Annotated in this window: 15 protein-coding genes; 14 read left to right on the forward strand and 1 reads right to left on the reverse strand. The window is 40.0% G+C overall.

The features are described 5' to 3' along the window. Positions 1–194: 194 nt before the first annotated feature. From L2672_RS15780 to L2672_RS15820, 9 genes are all read left to right on the forward strand, one after another. A complete protein-coding gene (locus tag L2672_RS15780) occupies positions 195–2,231 on the forward strand; it encodes a DUF1302 domain-containing protein (protein ID WP_248996807.1) in 2,037 nt (678 codons plus the stop codon). 14 nt (positions 2,232–2,245) lie between these two features. Next, entirely contained in the window at positions 2,246–3,610 is a 1,365-nt protein-coding gene (locus tag L2672_RS15785) for a DUF1329 domain-containing protein (RefSeq protein ID WP_248996808.1), read from the forward strand. A 67-nt stretch (positions 3,611–3,677) separates the two neighbouring features. Next, a complete protein-coding gene (locus tag L2672_RS15790; protein WP_248996809.1) occupies positions 3,678–4,685 on the forward strand; it encodes a WD40/YVTN/BNR-like repeat-containing protein in 1,008 nt (335 codons plus the stop codon). Positions 4,686–4,724: 39 nt separating this feature from the next. Further along, a complete protein-coding gene (locus L2672_RS15795; protein WP_248996810.1) occupies positions 4,725–7,034 on the forward strand; it encodes an efflux RND transporter permease subunit in 2,310 nt (769 codons plus the stop codon). Positions 7,035–7,304: 270 nt separating this feature from the next. Then, positions 7,305–12,149 (forward strand): NAD-glutamate dehydrogenase, encoded by a 4,845-nt coding sequence (locus L2672_RS15800; RefSeq protein ID WP_248996811.1) that lies wholly within the window; start codon positions 7,305–7,307, stop codon positions 12,147–12,149. 62 nt (positions 12,150–12,211) lie between these two features. After that, entirely contained in the window at positions 12,212–13,231 is a 1,020-nt protein-coding gene (pyrD, locus tag L2672_RS15805; protein ID WP_248996812.1) for a quinone-dependent dihydroorotate dehydrogenase, read from the forward strand. 172 nt (positions 13,232–13,403) lie between these two features. Then, positions 13,404–13,940, forward strand: coding sequence for a cell division protein ZapC (locus L2672_RS15810; RefSeq protein WP_248996813.1), 537 nt, complete (start codon positions 13,404–13,406; stop codon positions 13,938–13,940). Between the two features lie 156 nt (positions 13,941–14,096). Then, positions 14,097–15,311 carry an RsmB/NOP family class I SAM-dependent RNA methyltransferase gene (locus L2672_RS15815; RefSeq protein WP_248996814.1) on the forward strand — a complete coding sequence of 405 codons (1,215 nt, stop codon included), beginning with the start codon at positions 14,097–14,099 and terminating at the stop codon, positions 15,309–15,311. A 150-nt stretch (positions 15,312–15,461) separates the two neighbouring features. Further along, the gene (locus L2672_RS15820; RefSeq protein WP_248996815.1) at positions 15,462–17,708 is read left to right on the forward strand and encodes a sensor domain-containing phosphodiesterase; all 2,247 of its coding nucleotides are present in this window, start codon (positions 15,462–15,464) and stop codon (positions 17,706–17,708) included. A 294-nt stretch (positions 17,709–18,002) separates the two neighbouring features. On the opposite strand, the gene ald is transcribed toward L2672_RS15820, so the two are convergent. Next, a complete protein-coding gene (gene ald / locus L2672_RS15825; protein ID WP_248996816.1) occupies positions 18,003–19,118 on the reverse strand; it encodes an alanine dehydrogenase in 1,116 nt (371 codons plus the stop codon). A 182-nt stretch (positions 19,119–19,300) separates the two neighbouring features. On the opposite strand from ald, the gene lrp reads away from it, so the two are divergent. The 5 genes from lrp (at position 19,301) to crcB (ending at position 25,094) form a co-directional block, all read left to right on the forward strand. Continuing rightward, on the forward strand, positions 19,301–19,804 hold the full coding sequence (gene lrp, locus L2672_RS15830; RefSeq protein WP_248996817.1) for a leucine-responsive transcriptional regulator Lrp: 504 nt from the start codon (positions 19,301–19,303) through the stop codon (positions 19,802–19,804). A gap of 210 nt (positions 19,805–20,014) precedes the next feature. Continuing rightward, positions 20,015–22,735, forward strand: a complete 2,721-nt coding sequence (locus tag L2672_RS17365; RefSeq protein ID WP_248996818.1) for a DNA translocase FtsK — start codon at positions 20,015–20,017, stop codon at positions 22,733–22,735. An 11-nt stretch (positions 22,736–22,746) separates the two neighbouring features. Beyond that, on the forward strand, positions 22,747–23,391 hold the full coding sequence (gene lolA, locus L2672_RS15840) for an outer membrane lipoprotein periplasmic chaperone LolA (protein ID WP_248996819.1): 645 nt from the start codon (positions 22,747–22,749) through the stop codon (positions 23,389–23,391). A 4-nt stretch (positions 23,392–23,395) separates the two neighbouring features. Then, on the forward strand, positions 23,396–24,727 hold the full coding sequence (locus L2672_RS15845) for a replication-associated recombination protein A (RefSeq protein ID WP_248996820.1): 1,332 nt from the start codon (positions 23,396–23,398) through the stop codon (positions 24,725–24,727). Further along, positions 24,720–25,094, forward strand: a complete 375-nt coding sequence (gene crcB / locus L2672_RS15850; RefSeq protein ID WP_248996821.1) for a fluoride efflux transporter CrcB — start codon at positions 24,720–24,722, stop codon at positions 25,092–25,094. Before L2672_RS15845 ends, crcB begins: the two co-directional genes overlap by 8 nt. Positions 25,095–25,107: the final 13 nt, after the last annotated feature.

The following is a 25,107-nucleotide window of genomic DNA, read 5'->3' on the forward strand; positions in this document are numbered from 1 at the left end:
GTATAATTCAAATATGAACCCTGCTCAGCATGTAACCATATCGTTAATAACGTTAATTTTATTGCATATTTTGTTGATTTTAGCCTTGCCGAACAAGGTCAATTACTGTAACAATGATGTTGCCTGTGGGCTAACAAGATGTTGGTTTAAATTCCTATAACAACGATTCCAGCAGGTTACGGAGATAAGCTAAAATGAATATTGTTAAGAAAAAATTTAACAAGTCGGCAATTACTTTGGGGGTAATGTCGGCTTTATGTTTTGGTATGAGTTCAAATGTGTCAGCCGTCTCATTTAATTGGGGGGATGTTGATGGTACTTTCGACTCTACTTGGACAGTCGGTGCAAGCTGGCGTGTTGGCGAGCGTGATTGGGAAGGTCAAATAGGTAAAGTTAACCAACCACAATTTGATTGGTCTGGTTACTCTGCATTTAGTGATACAAAGTACACTTCAGCTGAAATTTGGGCTCAGCCTGGATCATATTCAAGCAACAATGACTTAAGTAATTTACTTTACTCTCAAGGTGATACCACCTCTGAAATCGTAAAAGGTTTGCATGAGCTTTCATTAAAATATGAAAACTACGGCTTATTTGTCCGTGGTATGTATTTTTATGACCGCAAGCTAAATGACGGCAGTTACGATTTTAATGACCCGCTTACGGGTAACAGCTTTGACCCATGTGATGATGACCGAGCGTCTGAAGTACAGTGTAAAGACATTCGTTTACTAGACGCATTCATCTATGCCAACTGGGATTTAAATGATGGCCAAAACCCATTAACGGTTCGTGTGGGTAATCAAGTGGTTTCTTGGGGTGAAAGTACCCTTATTCCACATGGTATCGGTGTGATTAACCCTGTTGATTTGAACATTTTGAATGCACCTGGTGCAGAACTGAAAGAAGCTTTCCGCCCTCAAGGTATGGTTTGGGCTTCTTTAGGCTTAACCGACAACTTAAATATTGAAGCGTTTTATCAATATCAGTGGGAACCTGTTTGGGTGCCAACACCCGGTTCAAACTTTGCAACTAACGACTTTGCCGGTTTTGGTGGTTACAACCAAAATGCACAGTTAGGCTTTAATGCAAACCCCGATATCAATTTAGATTTTCTGATTGCAGAGTATCAAGCGTTGTACGGCCAAGCTGCTGCGGCTAACTTTAATCCAGCTCTGGCATCAGCTATGACGGCTTATTCAACCAAGGTTGCATTGATTCAAGATGAAGCTGAACCTGAAGATGATGGTCAGTATGGTGTTAAGTTAGGGTATTACGCCCCTGATTTAAATGAAACCGAGTTTGGTTTCTACTACATGAATTATCACAGTCGACGTCCACTTATTAGCGGTACTGCCTCTAACTTTACTTCAGCAGCCATTGCTGGTGACTACGGTAAACTTGCCGCTAGTGGCGGAAACATTGACCGTGAATTATTGTTGAGCATGGAAACGTTCACTAAAGCGCAAATTGTTTATCCTGAAGATATTCAATTATACGGCTTTAGTTTCAACACGTTAGTAGGCGATACTTCAGTAGCAGGTGAAATTGCTCACCGCGTTGATGAGCCTCTACAAATTGATGATGTTGAATTACTGTTTGCCGCCATGCCACAACAATTAGCCAATGCGGGTCTTCGTCCTGATTTAGACGGTATTTCGCAAATGGACGTGGTTGCACCAGGTGCAACAGTGGACGGTTTCATTCAATTAGATACCACCCAAGCACAAATGACATTCACTCATTTATTTGGTCCAACGTTAGGCACTGATAACTTAACTATGTTGGCCGAAGTAGGTGGTGTGTGGATTCACGACATGCCAGGTTTTGATGAGCTAAGATTAAATGGCCCAGGTACAGCGCGTTCTGGTGGCAATCCAGATATGCCAGGCATTATTGAAGCGTTACATAATGGTCCAGAAACTAACCCGTTTCCCACTGATTTTGCTTGGGGATACCGTTTAGTGGCAAAAGCGGATTTTAATAACGTGTTTGCGGGTGTGAATATGGCTCCGCGAGTGATTTTCTCTCACGATGTATCAGGTATTACACCTGACCCTATGTTCTTATTTACAGAGGGCAAAAAATCAGTCGCTCTTGGATTGAATTTTGACTATCAAAATCGTTGGGGTGTCGATTTCTCATACAACAGCTTCTTTGGTGGTGTAGGAACAACGAACGCGATGGAAGACCGAGATTACGTCTCGTTTAACGTCAAGTATTCGATTTAAAAAGGATAATAATAATGAAAAATCTGACGATATTATCGGCAGCAGTGATTATGGCTCTAGGGGCACCTGTTGCGATGGCGAAAGTATCAGAAGCTGATGCAGCCAAACTTGGTACAACTTTAACGCCAATGGGCGCAGAAAAAGCCGCTAATGCTGACGGTTCAATTCCAGCTTGGGACGGTGGCATTACTAAGCCAGTTGCGGGTTATGAAAAAGGAATGCATCACTTAAATCCATTCCCGGATGACAAAGTGTTGTTCACTATTACCAATGCGAATAAGGCTGAATACCAAGAGTTTTTGACGCCTGGTCAAAACAAATTATTTGAATTGTACCCTGATACATACAAGATGAACGTTTACCAAACTCGTCGTACAGCTTCATCGCCACAGTATGTTTATGATGCCATTAAAGCTAATGCGACGACGGCTGAGCTAGTCGCTGAAGGTAATGGTATTTCTGGTGCGGTCATTGGTGTGCCATTTCCTATTCCACAAAATGGTTTAGAAGTCATTTGGAATCATATTCTTCGTTTCCGTGGTGTTGATGTAGAAACTCACCGAAGCCAAGCTGCGCCAACGGCAGGTGGTTCTTATACTTTGGTTGAAAACGCTGAAGAAATTCGCTTTGAATATACTCGACCAGAAATCACACTCGATAAACTGAAAGAAACCAATACATTATTTTACTTTAAGCAAGTAGTGACTCAGCCAGCTCGTTTAGCAGGTACTGCACTATTAGTTAAAGAAACCATGGATCAAGAAGCACTACCACGCCAAGCTTGGACCTACAACACAGGTCAACGACGTGTTCGTAAAGCCCCTAATGTTGCATTTGATACTCCAGGTACAGTATCAGATGGCTTAAGAACAACCGATGACTTTGATATGTTCAACGGCTCACCAGTGCGTTACAACTGGGAGTTAGTCGGTAAAAAAGAAATCTTTATTCCATATAATGATTACAAGTTGCATTCTGATGCCGTTGAATATGACCAAATTCTAAAACCTGGTCATATTAATCCTGAGTATGCTCGTTGGGAAAAACACCGTGTATGGGAAGTGAAAGCAACCCTGAAAGATGGCATGCGTCATATTTATAAAACGCGTGTTTTCTACATTGACGAAGACTCTTGGCAAGTGTCATTAACTGACATGTACGATAACCGTGATGAGTTATATCGTGTAGGCACAGCACATACGATTAACTATTACGAAGTACCGACTCATTGGAGTACGTTAGAAATATTCCATGATTTACAATCTCGTCGTTATTTAGCCATGGGATTAGATAACGAAGGTCGCATGTATAACTTCGATGCCAATCTATCTGAAGCTAACTTTACCCCAGACGCATTACGTCGTGCGGGCATTCGTTAAGCGTTATCAAATAGTTTGATTTGTTTTTAATGGGGCGCTTTGCGCCCCTATATGTAAGGAAGTTTGTATGACGGTTAGCATGCTTCGCAGTACTGTAGCGTTAAGCTTAAGTGCATGTTTATATACTGCTTCAGTTTCTGCTCAATTCGATCCATTATCTGCTCAAATTCAACCTTTAGCTCAGTCGTCATTACTCGTCGATATCGCTAATGCCGGTGACACATTAGTTGCGGTTGGCCAACGTGGTCACGTACTCGTATTAAATGAGAAATGGCAGCAGGTTAATACTCCAGTATTGTCACAACTCACTAAAGTATTTTTTTTAAATGCCAATTTAGGTTGGGCTGTTGGACATGACGCGACCATATTACACACCCAAGATGGTGGCCAAACGTGGTCATTGCAAATGCAGTCAACCGATATTGAAAAACCCTTTTTAGATATTCTATTTTTTGATGAAAACCATGGGGTGGCTGTGGGTGCCTATGGACTGTTTTATCGCACTCAAGATGGTGGGAAAACGTGGGTTGATGAATTCCATCAAGAGTTGTTATTTGAAGAAGATATTGCCTATCTTAATGATTTAAAAGCTGAAGATGAACAACTTTATTTGTCTGAACGTGCTGCACTTTTGCCGCACTTCAATCGAATTATCAACATCAGTAATGACCGTCTATTATTAGTCGGAGAATTAGGAACAGTGGCAGTTTCTGATGACCAAGGGCAAACATTTAGCACCGTCGAGTTTGATTACGATGGCTCGATGTTTAATGCCATTACTCATAACGGTGATATTTATGTTATGGGCTTACGAGGTCATGTTTTCAAAACAAATGATTCATTTGATGGTTGGGAGCAACTTGAGTTACCTGTTGAATCATCAATCAATGGCGCATTAGTTCATGAGGGCAATTTATACCTTGTGGGTAATGCCGGAATCATCTTAAAAGTTAAAGACACTCAAGCGACAATTGTTGAGCGTCGTCAAGGTGAGAACATTGTGTCAGTTGCTAAAAATAACCAAGGTGACATTTGGTTTGCAGGCTCAAAAGGCTTGTTTCAATTACCTCAATAGCATCAACAAAATTAAAACAACAATAATAGGGCCGCAAAGATGTTAGAAAAACTGGTCAATACCTTTGAAACTCACTTATTTAGAAACCGAATGTGGGTGATAATTTCGTTTATTCTTATTACGGTTTTTTTAGGTTACCAAGCTAGCCAGCTCAAAATGGATGCGGCGTTTAGTAAAAATATTCCGCTTAATCATACCTACATGCAAACCTACACCAAACATCAAAAGGATTTTGGTGGCGCCAACAGCATTATGGTGGCGGTTGAAGACACTAGCGGAAATATTTTTAATCCGGTGTTTTTTGAAGCCCTTAAAAATGTTCATGATCAATTATTTTTCATTCCAGGTGTAGAGCGCTCTCAAGTTAAATCGTTATTTTCACCCTCAACACGCTTTACCGAAGTCGTAGAAGACGGCTTTGCCGGTGGCCCAGTGATTCCAGCTGACTTTAGAACTGATGATTATGGCTTAAATATTGTCAGAGACAATATTGAAAAGGCGGGCATTGTGGGGCGGTTAATTGCCAATGATTACTCTGCGGCAATGGTATCGGCTCAGTTAATGGATTTTGACCCGCAAACCGGTGAACCACTGAATACCATCAAGTTTGCTCAGCAATTAGAAGAGCAATTACGTGGTCAATTTGAAAACGAGAATATTAAAATTCATATTATCGGTTTTGCCAAAATGGCAGGAGATGTTGCTGATGGTGCCAAAGGGGTTTTATTATTCTTCTTGATCGCCATTGCCATTACTGCTGCGATGGTTTACCTGTTTTCAAAGTCGATCATGTTAACCGTGTTACCGCTGGTGTGCAGTTTAATGGCGGTTATTTGGCAACTAGGTTTATTAACGGTTGTTGGATTTGGCTTAGACCCGATGTCTATTCTTGTGCCATTTTTGGTGTTCGCTATTGGTGTCAGTCATGGCGTGCAAATGATTAATGCGGTTAGACGTCGTGTTATTGATGGTCAAGTGACTAAAGCCGCTGCGGCTTCAGCATTCAGAAGTTTGTTAGTGCCAGGTGGGGTTGCATTATTATCTGACACAGTAGGCTTTTTAACCTTATTGGCCATTGATATTGGGATTATCCGTGAGTTAGCTATTTCTGCCTCACTAGGGGTTGCAGTGATTATTCTTACTAATCTGATCTTGCTGCCATTAGTGATTTCTTATACCAATTTGTCTAATGCTAAAGAAAATGTTGAGCAAAAACAAAAGATAGAAAATCTTTGGCGTGGTATGTCTAAATTTGCCACTAAAAAATATGCCGTGGTAGTACTGGCTTGTACCGCAGTGTTGTACTGCGTGGGCTTTATGCAAGCGACTCAAATGAAGATTGGTGATTTAAAAGGTGGCGCTCCTGCTTTACACCAAGACTCTCGCTATAACCTAGATACCTTTTTTATTACTGATCATTTTTCAATTACTACCGATGTTATGTCGGTAATTGTAGAAGCTGAACCCGAAGCCTGTACTTACCATTCGGTATTAAAGCAGATAGATCAATTTGAGTGGATGGTGGCTAATACCCCTGGAGTCGAGTCAACAGTCAGCCTTTCTTCTATCGCTAAAAAAGTGAATGCTGGCTTTAACGAGGGTAATCCAAAGTGGGAGATTTTACCTCGCACCACAGCAAGCTTAGTGCAGGCGGTCGGTCAAGTACCAACCACTTCTGGTTTGTTAAATGGAAACTGCTCGGTTATGCCGGTCTATCTGTTTTTGAAAGATCATAAAGCTGAAACCATTGAAGTGGTTGTCGATAAAGTGAAGCAAGTGGCGGCTGAACTTAATACCGATAAATTGCAGTTTAAACTGGCATCTGGCCCTGTAGGGGTAATGGCCGCGACCAATGAAGCGGTTAGCAAGGCACAACTGCCTATGATGTTGTATGTTTATGGTGCGGTATTTATTTTGTGTCTAATCAGCTTTAAATCAATTAAAGCAACGGTTGCAGTCATTATCCCATTATATGTGGTATCCACCTTGGCTCAAGCGTTAATGACCTTGCTTGACATTGGTTTAGCTGTGAGCACTTTACCGGTTATAGCGTTAGGCGTAGGCATCGGGGTTGATTATGGTATTTATATTTTATCTACCATGTCGAATAAACTTTCTAACGGTATGGCGGTTCAACAAGCTTATTTTGAAGCATTAGTTGAGCGCGGTAGTGCGGTGATATTTACCGGACTCACATTAGCCATTGGTGTAAGTACTTGGTTCTTCTCTGCATTGAAATTCCAAATGGATATGGGAATTTTGCTGACATTCATGTTTTTAGTAAATATGTTGGGAGCAATTATTATTCTTCCAGCACTATCGGCAATATTTTGGCCTAAAGCCAAATAAATTCAATGCGTTACTTAAAATGGAGAGCTTAGCTCTCCATTTTTTTTTGAATAGATAATCTAATCCATCGCGTTTTATTGCATTTTATGCATTTTTTACCTGTCAAAACTGGAGAAATAGAGGATCTACCACTAAAATTTTTCTCGATATAGCAGCAATTTAGTAATAAACTTTGCGCCAGATCTCAAATAGTCTCTATTTGAGCGAACCAAGCCGAAGCATCCATATAATGATAAGAGCGCTGCCATAGACGCTTAAGGAATCTGCAAAATGGCCTTTAAAGATGCAATGCCTTCTGTACTACTTGAAAACGTAGTCAATTTAATTCATTCAAAAATCCCTAATTCACAAGCAAAGCAAGTAGAGCAATTTGCTAAATGCCTCTACGCTCATATGTCCAAAGACGACCTCAATGTTCGTAATGACAGTGACCTATACGGTGCTGTCGTTAGTCTTTGGAATGCACTGAATAAAACCGCCGCTGCCGATAGGCATATTCGCGTGTTTAACCCAACGCAGTCAAAACATGGCTGGCAATCAACTCATAGTGTTATTGAGGTGATTCAACCCGACATGCCATTTTTAGTGGACTCGTTGGCCATGGCATTAAACCGAATGGGGATCACCGCTCATGTGATGCTACACACTCCATTAGCGGTAGTCCGTGACGGTAAGTCAGTCTCGCAAGTCAGCTTTGTTAATGACGCACCGAAAAACAGCGATAATATCGCGGTATTCTTGATTGAAATTGATAAACAAAGTACTGATGCCGATATCAAAGTGATTGAGAAAGAATTGCAATCGGTGTTGTCAGATGTTGTCTCTTCAGTGTCTGATTGGGAAAGCATGTCTGCTAAACTAATCGACACGATTAAGCAGTTACCTAAAAGACCATTTCCAGGTGACAAAGCAGAACTTGAAGAGTCAATCAATTATCTAACTTATTTGAGTAATCATCATTTCACATTATTAGGCTACCGCTATTATGACTTAAAGCGAGTTGAAGGTGATGTTGAACTGGTTCCCGATTTAGACTCAAGTCTTGGATTAATGAGCCGGACTAAAACCGCTTCAAATGAACGTGGTTTATTGTTGTCATCGTTATCTGAAACTGCTCGCAAAGAAGCGCTGGATTCAAGCTTATTAGTGCTGACAAAAAGCTCAACCAAAAGCCGTGTTCATCGTCCGGCCTATGTTGATTATGTGGGTATTAAACGATTTGATAAAAAAGGTAATGTTATTGGTGAAGATCGCTTCACAGGACTTTATGCCTCAAATGTTTATAATCGCAGCCCGCGCGAAATTCCATTACTTTCACAAAAGGTTGAAAGAGTATTAGCACTTTCTGGTCTAGCGCCTCGATCGCATGACTACAAAGCCTTGATGAATATTCTTGAAAACTTACCTCGCGACGAATTAATTCAAGCTAAAGTTTCTGAACTTTCAACAATGGCTCACGGTGTATTGCAAATGCAAGACCGTGATAAATTGAAGTTATTTGTCCGTAAAGATGGTTTTGGGCGTTTCTTCTCTTGTTTGGTTTATGTGTCAAAAGACCGTTACAACACCAAGTTCAGACAAGATACCCAACGTATACTTGCACAGCATTTTAATAGTAATGAAGATGTTGAATTTACAACATATTTCTCAGAGTCTACTTTAGCTCGAACTCATTACATTATTAAAGTCGACAATAATAATATGGATGTAGATGTGGCTGCTATTGAAACAAATCTTATTGAAGCTGCGCGTTCATGGGACGATAAGTTACACACTGCGCTAAACAATGAACTAGGTGAACAAGCGGGTACTGGGTTAACAAAACGCTACCAAAATGCCTTCCCACAAAGCTATAAAGACGATGTGTTACCAAGCTCGTCAGTGGTTGATTTACAGCACTTAGAAGCATTAGATGATGAGCATAAGCTCGGCATGTTGTTCTATCAGCCGCAAGAAACGGTGCTTAACGACAATAAAGTGCGTTTAAAACTGTTCCATAAAGATGAACCAATCCATCTTTCTGACGTGTTACCAATGTTAGAAAACTTTGGTCTTCGAGTGATCAACGAACGTCCTTATGAAGTCAAAACTAATGACGGTCACACGTTTTGGATTTTAGACTTTTTAATGACAGTGCAGGGTGCTGCAGTTGATAACTTAGCAGACAGCCAAGAGCGTTTCCAAAATGCTCTATCACTTGTGTGGCAGAAAAAGCTGGAAGACGACGGCTTTAACCGTATGGTACTTTCTACCGGCTTAACGGGTCGAGAAGTGTCTATTTTACGTGCATATGCCAAATATATGCGTCAAATCGATGCGACATTTAGCCAATCATATATTGAAGAAACCTTTAGTCGTTATCCTAAGATTGCAGATTTATTGGTTAAAATGTTCATTCGCAAATTTAACCCGAAACTAAAAACGCGCACGTTAAGCAAGTTTTTAGAACAAATCGATAAGCAGCTTGATGACGTATCTAGTTTGGATGACGATCGTATTATTCGTCGTTATTTAGACCTAATCAATGCGACTTTGAGAACCAATTTTTATCAAACTGATGAAAAAGGTGATACCAAAGCGTACACCTCGTTTAAGTTTGCCCCTGATCTTATTCCTGAAATGCCTAAGCCATTGCCTAAGTTTGAGATATTTGTTTATTCTCCACGGGTTGAAGGGGTTCATTTACGTGGTGGTAAAGTTGCTCGTGGTGGTTTACGTTGGTCAGACAGACGTGAGGATTTCCGTACCGAAGTACTGGGCTTAGTTAAAGCGCAGCAAGTTAAAAACACCGTAATTGTCCCGGTAGGAGCCAAAGGTGGTTTCGTGTGTAAACAACTGCCAACAGAGGGCGGTCGCGAAGCATTTTTCAACGAAGGACAAGCTTGTTACCGTTTGTTCATTCGAGGCCTATTAGATATTACTGACAACATTAAAAATGGCGATATAGTGCCGCCTGTTGATGTTGTTCGCCATGATGAAGATGACCCTTATTTAGTGGTTGCAGCAGATAAAGGAACGGCAACGTTCTCTGATATCGCTAACTCAATTGCCATTGAATATGACTTCTGGTTAGGTGATGCATTTGCCTCGGGTGGCAGTAACGGTTATGACCATAAGAAAATGGGGATTACCGCCAAAGGTGCATGGGAGTCCGTTAAACGACATTTCCGCGAAATTGGTGTTGATTGCCAAACAACAGACTTTACCTGTTTAGCCGTAGGCGATATGGCGGGTGACGTGTTTGGTAACGGTATGTTGTTATCTGAGCATACAAAACTGGTTGCTGCGTTTAACCATATGCATATTTTCATCGACCCAAATCCAGACATTGCAACTAGCTATGCAGAACGTAAGCGTTTGTTTGAGCTGCCACGCTCAAGTTGGGAAGACTATAACGCTAAACTGATTTCTAAAGGTGGCGGTATTTTCTTACGCTCAGCTAAATCAATTAAGCTGACGCCTGAAATGAAAACCATGTTGTCTACAGACAAAGACACCATGAACCCCATCGAGTTATTAAAAGAACTGCTTAAAATGCCAGTTGACTTGATTTGGAATGGCGGTATTGGCACATACGTTAAATCAAGCAAAGAATCTCATGCCGAAGTGGGTGACAGAGCTAACGACGCATTACGTGTAAACGGTAATGAAGTTCGCGCCAAAATTATTGGTGAAGGCGGTAACTTAGGTTGTACACAGTTAGGACGTATAGAATACACCGCTAATGGCGGCAGAATGAATACTGACTTTGTGGATAACGTGGGTGGTGTTGATTGTTCTGATAATGAAGTTAATATCAAAATTTTCTTAAATACCTTAGTTGCTGATGGTGAGTTAACCGTTAAGCAACGAAACCAAGTATTAGAAGAAATGACCGACGAAGTCAGTGAAATTGTTTTACAAGACTGTAAAGACCAAACTCGTACCATTTCGGTGACCCAAGTTCATGGTGTTTCACAACTTAAAGAGCAAATTCGCTTTATTCAATATCTTGAAAAAGACGGTAAATTAGATAGAGCATTAGAGTTCTTGCCAACTGACGATGATCTCGCTGAACGTTTAGCCAATGGTCGTGCATTAACGCGTCCTGAATTATCTGTTTTGGTTGCTTATGCCAAGATGGTGCTAAAAGAACAATTAGTCACTCCTGAAATTACCGAAGATAGCTTCTTAAGCAAATTATTAGTGGATTACTTCCCTAAAAAGCTGCAACAAAAGTATGCCGACAAAATGGTTAACCATCCGTTAAGAGGGGAGATTATTGCTACCTCCTTAGCCAACGAATTGGTTAATGACATGGGCTTTAATTTTGTTCAAAGAATGCAGGATGAGACTGGTGCCACAGTCGCTGAAGCCGCTATTTGTTATACTATGGCCAGAGAAGTTTTTGGTTTGGCAGAGTTAACTAAATCTATTACTGATTTAAACGGCGTTATTCCGGCCATTGTGCAAGGTGAAATGCTTCATCAACTACGTCGCAATATGCGTCGTGCATGTCGTTGGTTTATTCGTCATCGTAATCGTGGCCATAACATTGAGCAAACCGTCGAGTTTTTTGTTCCTGTATTCGAGAAACTTAAACAGAATATTGATCAATACATGATTGAAGCTGAAGTGAAAGCGATTTCAACTGAAATTAGTGCATTGATGAAAGAGAATGTCCCTGAGTCGGTTGCCTCTATTGTTGCCAAAATGAGTACTTTATTCTCAGCATTGGATATTGCTCAAATAGCCGAAATTGAAAATAAATCATTAGATTTAGTCTCAGAGACTTACTTTAAGCTTGGTGCGAAAGTTGAGTTGCATTGGTTCTTAGAACAAATTAGTGCTCAACCTGTAGCGAACCATTGGCAAGCACTGGCAAGAGCCGCTTTCCGTGAAGAGTTAGACTGGCAACAACGTGCATTAAGTTCTGCGGTATTACGTACCTGCAGCAATACTTGTGATGCTGACACTGTTATTAACCAATGGATTAATAACAACAAAGCCTTACTTGAGCGCTGGTATCATATGCTTGCAGACTTTAAAGTATCTCAAACACATGAATTTGCTAAGTTCTCAGTCGCCCTACGTGAACTTAACTTACTGATTTTACATTGCGAAGGTCAGAAGTAATTCATTATAATAACAAACAGCCCTGGCGATTGCCGGGGCTTTTTTTAGGCCTAGGAGAAAACATGTTTTATAAACTCGCTCAAAAAGTAATGTTTCAAATGGATCCTGAAGTAGCACATAACATTGCTATTGGAAGTTTGAAAATGACCGGTAATACACCGCTAAATTGCTTTTATCGTCAGAATGTTAGCCAGACACCGGTAGAGTGTATGGGGATAACTTTTCCCAACCCAGTGGGCTTAGCAGCTGGTTTAGATAAAGACGGCGAGTCAATTGATGCCTTTCATGCAATGGGTTTCGGTCATGTAGAAGTGGGTACCGTTACACCCCGTCCACAACCCGGTAATGACCAACCGCGTTTATTTAGACTAAAGCCTGCCAAGGGCATTATCAATCGCATGGGCTTTAACAATAAAGGTGTTGATAATTTAGTTCGCAACTTAATGGCCAAGAAATCTGATATTTTAGTTGGGGTCAATATCGGCAAAAATAAAGACACGCCAGTAGAGCAGGGCAAGGATGATTACTTAATCTGCATGGATAAAGTGTATCAATATAGTGCTTATATTGCGGTTAATATTTCATCGCCAAATACTCCAGGTTTACGTACTTTACAATACGGTGAATTACTGGATGATTTGCTGAGTTCAATTAAAGCTAAGCAAACTGAGTTAGCTGAAAAATATAACAAATATGTGCCTGTCGCATTAAAAATTGCTCCAGACTTAACTGATGAAGAAATTCAGTCAATTGCAGACTCTTTAATTAAAAACAAATTTGATGCGGTAATAGCGACTAACACAACCTTGTCTAGAGATGCTGTTAAAGGTTTACAGCACGCAGAAGAAATGGGCGGATTAAGCGGTAAACCACTAACTTCATTATCGACTACAGTGATCAAAAAGTTAGCGGGTTTTCTAAATGGCGAGATCCCGATCATTGGTGTGGGCGGGATCAACTCTGCTGCAGATGCTAATGATAAGTTTGCCGCAGGTGCGACGTTAGTACAGATATACTCTGGCTTTATCTATCAAGGTCCCCAGCTGGTTTCTGAGATCGTTTCTGCATATAAAGCTAAATAGATCGTTTTGATCAATTTGGACTGATCAAGAAACGTGCCGCGATCGTTTTCGGGCGATCGCATTTTTACCTAAGTTAATGATATATAGATTATATTTTTGAAAAATATTTTTGATATTGTTCTATTTATCAACTATTATTCAAATGTACTCAAATATTAGGTGAAATTGCGTCATGTTATTAATGCCGAATAAGGACTGGCATTGGGAATTTAACTCTAGATATCAGCAGTTAAGTATATCATTAAGTTCCGAAATGGAGTTCTTAACCCCATACAAGACAAAGCAACTTATCCCTGATGCACTAACCAGGGCAGAATTTAGCGTAGAACATGCTAAGTTCTATATTCGCCTGCTTGAAATGTTACCAAAAGTTCTTCATATCTCTGATGCTGGTATTGTACAAACGGCCCTTAATGCAACGGCTGCTCACTTCCTGTTAAAACCTCAAATGCCGAAATCGTGGTTTTTTGAAGCCAGTGATGAGTGTGTTTTCAGTGACACGGGAAAATTATTTCAAATTAACTGTAATGGCAAAAGTGCCTTAGTGTTAGTGGTTGAAAATAGTCTGCAAGCGGCTACGGTGATGTTATTATCTCAATCGTGCGCGTTGACTGAATCAAAATCATTGAATCAATTTGATGTGATTAAGGTAATGCATAATCGTTTACATCCGCTTAAGAAAGCAAAACAGGTTGTTGTTGCGGCTTAATCGTTTCATTCACTAAACCTTTCATCATAAATATGTCTTTGGGTCATATTTTCTGCGGCTTAATCCGTTAATTCTACGCTTTATATTGCTATCCCAGTATTAAATACCTATGATCAGCCGCAATATTGATACCTAAAATTTGTAATCGAGAATGTTATGCTGACTTATCCTTTATCTGGCAGTTCGTCTGAACTTGTGTTGAACATCTTAACAATGGTGCTAAACCAAGGTAAGCCGCTTGATCGCGCTTATTCACATAACTTCTCAGGATTAAAATTAGAACCTACAGAGCAGGCACGCATTACTGTGGTTGCAGGTGATATTTTACGTCGGTTAAATTTGTACTGTTTTATTGTTGATATTAATGCCGACGAGTTCGACCGAATGGGCTCTAAGCTACTTAATGGTTGGCATTTATTTCATGGTCTTGAACTGCCTAAAATGCAGTATTCATTACAAGTTGATGAAAAAGCATTAGCCGCTAACATTGAGTCTGCCAAACAACAGCCTGCATTATGGGATGGTTGCCCACAATGGCTAGATGATTTAGGTCAGCAACAATTAAAAGATAAATGGCCTGCAGAACGTGCCGCGTTAATGCAAGCACCCAAACGATTTATTCGGGTAAATGAATTAAAGTGTGACCGTCAAAAGCTAATAGAAAAGCTGGCTAAAGAAGGAGTTACTGCTGTCTCTGTTGAAACAGTGCCAAGTGCAGTAGAAGTCACATCTGACTCAGCATTATTTAGAACTGAATGCTTTAAACAAGGTTTGTTTGAACAACAAGATGCGGGCTCACAGTTAGTCGCTGCGGCCGTTGATGCTAAACCTGGAATGAGAGTAGTTGATGCTTGTGCCGGTGCCGGTGGCAAAACGTTACATATTGCGGCTCAAATGCAAGGTAAGGGCCGTTTATTAGCCATGGACGTCGAGCAATGGAAACTTGATAACTTAAAAACCCGTGCTAAACGTGCAGGTGCACACAATGTTGAAACTCGCATTATTGCCAGCTCTAAAACCATTAAACGACTCAAATTATCTGCAGATAGAGTATTACTGGATGTACCTTGTTCGGGTTTAGGGGTGTTAAAGCGTAACCCTGACTCAAAATGGCGCGATACTGCAGAGCGTTTACCAATTCTGGTTGATTTACAAAAACAGATTATCGATAGTTATTCACGCATGGTTAAAGTTGGCGGCATATTAGTTTATGCAACCTGTTCAATTATGCCTGAAGAAAATCGTCTCCAAGTCGATAGGTTTTTAGCTGAACATCCTCACTTTTCATTTATTGATGATGAAACTATTTTGTCTTCTGAACACGGTTTTGATGGCTTCTATTTAGCCAGAATGATCAGAAATGAAGAGTAATATTTTGATGGTTAAACAATTAATTGTATAAAAATAAACCAAAATTCAATTTTTCCCATTATAAAATTTGATTATGTTGATTATTGTGCATAACCTTAATAAATGGACTTGATATTTGTTGTGCCGCAACAGATAACTCAATGGGGAAATATGGATTTAGGTAAAACAATGATTAGTGCCGATTCGTCTGCTGCGTCAACCTTTGAATATCATTCAAGTATTGAACGCTACAGTACGATATTGAATATGGTGTTGAAGGGGCTACCGTTAGGCGAAATTCTTCATGCACTGGTATTAATTATTGAAGCCCAAAAAATAGGCACCAAAGCTTCTGTATTATTGTTAAGTGATGACGGTAAGCAGTTGTTATCTGGTGCAGCGCCCAATTTACCTAATGATTACAATGAAGCAATTAATGGGGTTTATATCGGCCCAAACGTTGGTTCATGCGGCACAGCGGCTTTCATTCGACAACGAGTTATTGTTGAAGATATTGCATCACACCCCCACTGGAAAGATTATAAAGCACTGCCGTTAAAAGCCGGTTTAATGGCCTGTTGGTCTGAACCTATTTTTGATAGCGCTTCAAATGTACTGGGTACATTTGCCATGTACTACGACACAATAAAGTCTCCAACTTCACAAGATTTAGACTTAATTCAAGAAGCCGCTCGGCTTGCCAGTTTAGCGATTGAAAGAAGCAGAAGTCTTCATCTGCAACGGTTAACCAGTAAAATATTTGATAGCTTGCCGATATCACTGGTGATCACCAATGACAAAAACTCCGTATTAACTGCCAATCCCACTTTTGAAAATTCAACTGATTATTTCGATAAAGAGAAAAGTTTTTTTGATATAAAAGGCTATTTATCACAATCAGATCCCCAATTAGTGAGCACTCTTTATCAAACAATTGAGCGTGGCCATTCTTGGAAAGGTATGCTCAAAGGCGTAAAAACCTCAACGGATATTAGAGATATCGAACTGGTTGTCACGGTAATCAAAGATAATATAACCCAGCAAAATTGTTATGCTTGGATGATAACGGATACCACAGCCAGTAAAATGGCTGATAAATTAATTGAATTTCAAACTTATTATGATCAGCTTACAGGCCTAGCGAATCGAAAGTTATTATTTAAACAATTGGAGCAACAAGTCGCTGCTGATGAAAATAACGATAATGCCGCCCCGTTTTGTTTAATGATTTTAGACTTAGATCATTTCAAACAAGTTAACGATACGCTTGGTGCTGATCATGGTGACGAAGTGTTAAAGCAAGTGGCTAAAAAAATCACTCAAGTGCTCCCTGAAAACAGCTTACCTTCAAGAATTGCGGCAGACGAGTTCGCTGTTATTTTACCTGGAAATATCACGAATGATGAGCTTAGTGCACTTGCTTTGGCGGTTAATGGAAAGTTATCTGAAGAAATGGTGGTGGCTAAAACCATTGTTTCCATCACCAGTAGTATTGGTTTTGCACGATATCCTGCAGATGCCAATACAGCAGAGCAATTACTGAATTTTGCAAGTCAGGCAATGTATAGCGCTAAATCAAATGGGCGCAATTGTTTTGAGTACTTTAATCAAACTATTCAGCTAGAAACTGAACGCACCGCCAAACTGCATTATCATTTAAAAAATGCCATTATCCTGAACGAACTAGAATTATATTTTCAGCCTATTGTTGACCCTAACACTACAGAGATAAATAAAGCCGAAGCGCTGTTACGCTGGCATCATGATGGTCAATTTATTTCACCTGATGAGTTTATCCCCATTGCAGAAAAATCAGGGTTAATTGTAGAAATAGGTGAGTGGGTTAGAGCCGAAGTTGTCAAAATGATCAGTGCTGTTCAGAGTTTAAACAAAAGTATCTGTTTCTCAATTAATGTTTCAACTATTGAGTTTTGTACTAATGAACTTCAAAATCGTTTTTTACAAAGTTTTGAAAAAGTAAGCCAATCTTCAGGATTAAGCGACTTTCCTTACCATCTAGTCACGCTAGAAATTACTGAATCATTAATGATGAACCAACAACAAGCCGTTTATGATTTACTGGCTTTGCTGAGAAAACGCGGGGTTAATATTTCAATTGATGATTTTGGAACAGGTTATTCATCATTGTCATATTTAGTCAATTTTCCGGTTGATCAAATCAAGATTGATAAGGCTTTTATCCAGCAAATTGAAACAGATGAACGGCATAAAGCATTAATTGAAGCCATTGTAAGCATGTCAAATTCACTTGATTTATCTTTAGTGGCTGAAGGTGTTGAAACACAAGAACAGTTAGATTTCATTAAGCAGTTAAAAATCCCTGCGGTACAAGGTTACTATTATTATAAGCCTATGCCTACTGATGAGTTTTTAGCAATAATTTCGCAACAAGAATAGCGTACTATTTATTCAAATTGTTGTTAATTTTCTCAATTGTTAACACTCTGAAATCGGGATGTGTGCTGGCTGAAAAACAAACACCAAACGATGCTTAATTGACTGACTTCTAATCATATTGTAGTCATTTTATAACCAATTACCTTATTCATACCAAAAGTGAATTATAGGGTGGGAAATGATAATTACAGCACAATGTCCTGTTAATTTATTCTGCTTTCCTGGATAAATACCAACATAAAAAAATACCGCATTTCTGCGGTATTTTCTTTTAAATCAGAATATTACTAAGATTTAAGCAAGTAAGCTCTTTGGCTCGGTAAATTCTAAAGAAAGTGCTTCAGCCACTTCTTTACAAACCAGCTTTCCATGAATGACATTCAATCCATTCAATAAATGCTTGTCAGCAAGTAGTGCTTCTTTATAGCCTAAATTGGCTAATTTGATGATATATGGAAGGGTAGCATTGTTTAGCGCAAACGTTGACGTACGAGCTACTGCACCTGGCATGTTAGCTACACAGTAATGCACAACATCATCAACGATATATGTAGGGTCTTGGTGAGTTGTTGCATGAGATGTTTCTACACATCCCCCTTGGTCAATGGCGACGTCAACAATGGCACTGCCAGGTTTCATGCGCTTAATTAACTCTTTAGAAATCAGTTTAGGTGCAGCAGCACCTGGCACTAATACGCCACCAATAACTAAATCCGCTTCTAAAACATGACGCTCAATAGCATCTGCAGTTGAGTAAATAGCTTTAACAGAAGAACCAAATTGTACGTTTAGACGACGAAGTGCATCAATGCTTCTATCTAATACTACAACGTCAGCACCCATACCAACAGCCATTTGGGCTGCATTGGTTCCAACCATACCGCCACCAATAATAACGACTTTAGCGGGTTCAACACCTGGTACGCCACCTAATAACATGCCACGGCCGCCAAGAGATTTTTCTAATGCACGTGCGCCCGCTTGAATAGACATACGGCCAGCAACTTCAGACATAGGTGCTAATAATGGTAATCCGCCACGGTCATCTGTAACGGTTTCATAAGCAATACAAACAGCACCACTTTTAATTAAGTCATTTGTTTGAGGTAAATCAGGTGCTAAATGAAGGTAAGTAAATAGAATTTGATCGTGACGTAACATCGCACGCTCAATAGCTTGTGGCTCTTTTACTTTGACGATCATATCTGATTTTTCAAATACTTCTGCAGCAGTTGCAAGAATTTGAGCACCAGCATCAACATAATCTTGATTCGTAAAACCGATGCCTATCCCTGCATCTGACTGGATAAAGACTTCATGACCTTTTAGAGTCAATTCGCGAACACTAGAAGGAACCATACCGACACGATATTCGTGGTTTTTGATTTCTGTTGGAACACCAATAATCATTTTTGAGCCTCAATTTAGATATAACCCGTAGGATTGACGAGTAATTTTTATTATTAATTCAACACCTGAACGTGCTTATGTCAGGGTTCTCTAGTATAGTACCCCTTAAGCAGTTTATGCTGCTGAAGTTTGATAATAAAAAGATAAAAATGTTGTTAAAGTGGTAAAATAGAGTTAAAAATATGGCGAACAATAAGAATTATTCAGTAAAAGATTTAGACCGTATTGACAGAAATATTTTGAACGAACTTCAGATGGATGGAAGGATATCAAATGTTGAACTCTCTAAACGTGTCGGCCTGAGTCCAACTCCTTGTCTTGAAAGGGTTAAACGTCTTGAGAAGCAAGGTTTTATCAATGGTTATACCGCTCTAGTTAATCCACACTATCTAGGTGCATCACTGTTAGTATTTGTTGAAATTACGTTAAATCGTGATACACCAGATATTTTTGATCGCTTTAATCGTGCGGTGCAGTTATTAGATGATATTCAAGAGTGCCATTTAGTGTCTGGTGATTTTGATTATTTACTTAAAACGCGAGTATCTGATATGTCAGCTTATCGTCGCTTATTAGGTGAAACCTTATTAAAGTTACCATCAGTATCGGATACTCGCACATACGTGGTAATGGAAGAAGTTAAGCAAACTAATAAAGTCGCGCTTAATGTCATCACTGAGTCTTAAATCTAATTTTTACTTACCCTGAATCACAGGATTGGTCTTTTAAGACTAATCCTGTTTATTTTTTATACTTGCCACAAGTTATCCATTCCGATCGGTGAAAACCTATTCACATTCCATTGAGCTAATTTGATTCACAGTGCATAATCGTTGATATATTACAGACTTTTTCTGTTATATTTTATTGTCTTCTTTTACGCATGGAAAATACCGTTGACTCAGGGAAATAGCTTAAAAACACTCAGTGGCCTACAGCGACTTTTAGAAGGTGGCCTCATATTTTGTTGCATGGTTGCAACTTATATTTTATTGGCATTATCGAGCTTCAGCCCTAATGACCCCGGCTGGAGTCAATCTCATTATCAAGGTGAAATTCATAACTGGACAGGTGCAGTTGGTGCTTGGACAGCAGATGTATTATTTTATTTCTTCGGATTTATTGCCTATTTAATCCCAATTATTATTGCTACTACAGGCTGGTTTTTCTTTAATCGTGCCCACAAGTTATTAGAAATTGATTATTTTTCAGTGGGTCTAAGGATCATTGGCTTTATGTTAATGGTGTTAGCTTCTGCGGCACTAGTTAGCATGAATGTTGATGATGTTTATGTGTTCTCCGCTGGCGGTGTCGCAGGCGACGTAATTAACCAAGCCATGCTGCCGTACTTTAATGTACTGGGCACCACACTGTTATTGTTATGCTTTATTGGAGCAGGGTTTACATTAGCCACCGGAATTAGCTGGCTAACCATTATTGAGTTATTGGGACATGGTGTTATTTGGTTAGCGCTTAAATTGTGGCATTTACCTCAAACCATTAACAGATCGCGAGAAACTGAAGATACTCGTGGCTTTATGAGCATGGTCGACAAATTTAAACAACGACGAGAAAACGGTTTTGATGAAACCGACATAACTGATACTCAAGTTAATATTAAACCGCACTCAGTCACTGAGTCAGAATCAGAACCCACTGAGCAAGTTATTCAACAAAATGATTCAGAGTCACAGGATCCAGAGCCACAGTCTAATAGCAATGCCTTATTAGCGGCCAAAGCGAAACTCGCTAAAAAACGCAGTATCTTCAGCCGTAAATCGAAACAACCTCAAGTTGACCCAAGTAAAGTTGATGATGACGATGAAATGCTAGAGCCGAAAATGTTCCAGCAAGATATTAATGATATCGAACCTACCATCGTCCCTTGGACCGCTGAAGATGAAGATAAGACACCGAGTTTTTCGGCAATTGATGATGTAGATGATATAGAGCCAGTCATTAAAGCCGCTGAAACTCAAGAAGACCAGCCATTGGCCGCGTTAGATCAAACCCATTCACAAGGGGCGTTAGTGGCACAACAACAGCCTAAAAAAGAAGCCAAAATTGTTGATGGTATTGTGCTGATTGACGGTCAAACGCCTGAACAAGCAAGAAAGCCGATGCCGCCTTTACCAGATATCAGTTTACTGGATGTGCCAGACAGAAAGAAAAACCCTATCACAGAGGAAGAATTAGAGCAGGTTGCGCGATTAGTTGAAGTCAAATTAGCTGATTTTAATATTGTTGCTAATGTGGTGGGGGTCTATCCCGGTCCTGTAGTGACCCGATTTGAACTGGAGTTAGCACCAGGTGTAAAAGCCTCTAAAATCACTAATCTGTCTAAAGATTTAGCCCGTTCGTTGTTATCTGAAAACGTACGTGTGGTAGAAGTGATTCCAGGTAAAGCTTATGTTGGCCTTGAATTACCTAATAAATTCCGTGAAACCGTATTTATGCGTGATGTTCTTGATTGTGACGCATTTAGGGACAGTAAATCGAAGTTATCAATGGTACTTGGTCAAGATATTTCCGGCGACCCTGTTGTAGTTGATTTAGGTAAAATGCCGCACTTGCTAGTGGCAGGTACTACGGGTTCAGGTAAGTCTGTAGGTGTGAACGTGATGATCACCAGTTTGCTTTATAAATCTGGCCCTGATGATGTGCGCTTTATTATGATCGACCCGAAAATGCTTGAATTGTCGGTATATGAGGGGATCCCGCACCTATTATGTGAAGTGGTTACCGACATGAAAGAAGCTGCCAATGCACTGCGTTGGTGTGTGGGTGAAATGGAGCGTCGTTATAAACTAATGTCGGCATTAGGGGTACGTAACCTTAAAGGCTATAACATAAAAATTAAAGAGGCTGCTGCTAAAGGGGAATACATACCCGATCCGTTATGGAAACAGTCTGAAAGCATGTTAGATGAAGCGCCAGCTTTAGAAAAGTTACCGGCAATTGTGGTTGTGGTAGATGAATTTGCCGACATGATTATGATTGTGGGTAAAAAGGTGGAAGAGTTAATTGCCCGTATTGCTCAAAAGGCTAGGGCTGCGGGTATTCATTTAATATTAGCCACCCAAAGACCATCAGTAGACGTAATTACTGGTTTGATTAAAGCGAATATTCCAACCCGTATCGCGTTTCAGGTTTCTTCACGTATTGATTCAAGAACCATTCTAGACCAACAAGGTGCAGAAACATTATTAGGTATGGGTGATATGTTATATCTGCCCCCTGGTACCAGTGTACCAAATCGTGTTCACGGCGCGTTTATTGATGATCATGAAGTACACAAAGTTGTGGCCGATTGGTGTGAGCGTGGAAAACCACAATACATTGATGAAATTTTAAATGGTGTATCTGACGGTGAACAAGTATTGCTGCCTGGTGAAGCATCAGAATCTGAAGATGATTTAGATGCACTTTATGATGAAGCGGTTGCTTTTGTGACTGAAACGCGTCGTGGCTCAATTTCCAGCGTGCAGAGAAAGTTTAAAATAGGTTATAACCGTGCGGCCAGAATTATCGAGTCAATGGAAGCGCAGGGGATTGTGAGCTCGCAAGGTCATAATGGTAATCGTGAAGTATTGGCACCACCGCCACCGAAAAATTAGTAGGAAATAATATGCTATTAAAGCCATCTGTTATTGTTTCATTTGTTGCAACCTCACTGTTAACCAGTGGCGTTGTTATGGCTGACGTTGCGTCTGCATTACGTAGTAAACTGTCAAATATTGATAATTTGCATGCAAAGTTTGAACAACAAGTTACTGATGTCAATAAGAAACCTATCCAATCAGGTAGTGGTATTTTTGCGTTATCTCATCCCAATAAATTCTTTTGGAATCTTACTGAGCCAGATGAGTCACTGATAGTAGCAGACGGAGTAAATCTATGGATTTACAACCCCTTTGCTGAAGAAGTCACCGTGATGGACATTGATCAAGCGGTTGAAGCCTCGCCAATTGCTTTATTAGTGCACAGAGATGAAAAAACTTGGTCACAGTATCATGTTAATCAGGCGAGCTCAGACAAAAATGAGTGCTTTGACATAAAGCCAAAGCAAGCTAGCGGTAATGTTGTTGAAGTAACCGTTTGTTTTGCTGGTGAACAATTATCCTCATTTGATTTATTAGATGAACAGGGTAATTTGAGCCAGTTTTCATTATCTGAACAACGTAATTTAGCTGAAGAAGAACAAACATTGTTTGACTTTGCTATTCCTGAAAATGTTGATATTGATGATCAACGCCTAAAACAAGTGCCTTAAAATCGTGAGTAACCTCGGTTTCGACTTTGCCCCAGATTTTCGCCCATTAGCTGCTAGAATGCGGCCGCGAGATATTAGTGAATATATTGGCCAGAATCATTTACTTGGACAAGGTAAACCACTAAGACAAGCCTTAGAGGCAAATCGTGCTCATTCAATGTTGTTGTGGGGGCCACCGGGTACCGGAAAAACCACTTTAGCTGAATTAGTAGCACATTACGCCAATGCCCATGTTGAACGCATTTCTGCGGTAACATCGGGTGTCAAAGATATTCGTGCCGCCATCGAGCAAGCTAAAGCCATAGCTCAAAGCCGCGGCCAGCGAACACTGCTATTTGTTGACGAGGTTCATCGTTTTAATAAAAGCCAACAAGACGCATTTTTACCGTTTATTGAAGACGGTACGGTTATTTTTATTGGGGCAACAACCGAAAACCCATCATTTGAAATTAACAACGCGCTACTTTCTCGTGCTCGGGTGTATTTAATTCATCGCTTAACCGATGATGAAATTATACAAATAGCCCAACAAGCGTTAACTGACAATGAGCGAGGTTTAGGGCAACGACAACTGACATTACCGCATGATGTTGCTGTATCGTTAGCGCAAATTTGTGAGGGTGATGCTCGTAAAGCACTCAACTTAATAGAGTTAATGGCAGATTTTGTTGAAGACAATAATGCCTTTACTCTTGAAATGCTTACCCAAGTTGCAGGGCACCAAGCCGCGGGCTATGACAAAAATGGCGACCAATTTTACGATTTAATTTCAGCCGTACATAAATCCGTTAGAGGTTCGTCGCCAGATGCCGCGCTATATTGGTTTTGTCGAATTTTAGAAGGTGGCGGTGATCCTCTTTATGTAGCAAGACGTTTATTGGCTATTGCTTCAGAAGATATTGGCAACGCTGACCCAGTGGCGATGACGGTCGCGCTCAATGCGTGGGATTGTTATCATCGCATTGGCCCAACAGAAGGCGAGCGAGCTATTGCCCAAGCGGTATTATATTTAGCCAGCGCGCCCAAAAGTAATGCCGTTTATACCGCATTCAAGCAAGCTAGAAGTTTAGCTAAAGAAACAGGCCATGAGCCCGTACCGAACCATTTACGTAATGCGCCTACTCAATTAATGAAAGATATTGGTTATGGTCAAGAGTATAGATATGCCCACGATGAAGATGGAGCTTATGCTGCGGGCGAGAATTATTTTCCTGAATCATTAAAAACGAGTAAATTTTATCAACCCACTAATCGAGGGTTTGAAAAAAGAATACAAGACAAATTAGCCAACCTAGAGCAGTTAGATCAACTCAGCGGACTAAAACGTTATGACTAATATTTTGTTTGTGGCATTAGGTGGCTCAATTGGTGCTGTTTTACGCTATCTAATTTCAATATTTATGATCCAAGTATTTGGAAGCAGTTTCCCTTTTGGTACACTGATGGTCAATATACTTGGCTCGTTTCTAATGGGTGTGGTTTATGCACTTGGGCAACTGAGTCATATAAGCCCAGAATTAAAATCAATGATTGGAGTTGGTTTATTAGGAGCGTTAACCACTTTTTCTACTTTTTCAAATGAAACCTTACTGTTAATGCAAGAAGGTTTATGGTTTAAGAGTATTTTGAATGTATTGTTGAATGTCAGTGTGTGCCTATTTATGGTGTACCTTGGACAACAATTAATTTTTTCACGCGTTTAACTTAAAAGAACTG

Source organism: Shewanella gaetbuli (genome assembly GCF_023284065.1).
GTDB lineage: Bacteria > Pseudomonadota > Gammaproteobacteria > Enterobacterales > Shewanellaceae > Shewanella > Shewanella gaetbuli.

Bases quoted from the DNA above. Each gene is read 5' to 3' on its own strand.
- L2672_RS15820 (WP_248996815.1), top strand. From the start codon at position 15,462: ATGGATTTAGGTAAAACAATGATTAGTGCCGATTCGTCTGCTGCGTCA.
- L2672_RS15800 (WP_248996811.1), top strand. From the start codon at position 7,305: ATGGCCTTTAAAGATGCAATGCCTTCTGTACTACTTGAAAACGTAGTC.
- L2672_RS15810 (WP_248996813.1), top strand. From the start codon at position 13,404: ATGTTATTAATGCCGAATAAGGACTGGCATTGGGAATTTAACTCTAGA.
- L2672_RS15795 (WP_248996810.1), top strand. From the start codon at position 4,725: ATGTTAGAAAAACTGGTCAATACCTTTGAAACTCACTTATTTAGAAAC.
- crcB (WP_248996821.1), top strand. From the start codon at position 24,720: ATGACTAATATTTTGTTTGTGGCATTAGGTGGCTCAATTGGTGCTGTT.
- pyrD (WP_248996812.1), top strand. From the start codon at position 12,212: ATGTTTTATAAACTCGCTCAAAAAGTAATGTTTCAAATGGATCCTGAA.
- lolA (WP_248996819.1), top strand. From the start codon at position 22,747: ATGCTATTAAAGCCATCTGTTATTGTTTCATTTGTTGCAACCTCACTG.
- L2672_RS15815 (WP_248996814.1), top strand. From the start codon at position 14,097: ATGCTGACTTATCCTTTATCTGGCAGTTCGTCTGAACTTGTGTTGAAC.
- lrp (WP_248996817.1), top strand. From the start codon at position 19,301: ATGGCGAACAATAAGAATTATTCAGTAAAAGATTTAGACCGTATTGAC.
- L2672_RS15790 (WP_248996809.1), top strand. From the start codon at position 3,678: ATGACGGTTAGCATGCTTCGCAGTACTGTAGCGTTAAGCTTAAGTGCA.
- ald (WP_248996816.1), bottom strand. From the start codon at position 19,118: ATGATTATTGGTGTTCCAACAGAAATCAAAAACCACGAATATCGTGTC.
- L2672_RS15780 (WP_248996807.1), top strand. From the start codon at position 195: ATGAATATTGTTAAGAAAAAATTTAACAAGTCGGCAATTACTTTGGGG.
- L2672_RS15785 (WP_248996808.1), top strand. From the start codon at position 2,246: ATGAAAAATCTGACGATATTATCGGCAGCAGTGATTATGGCTCTAGGG.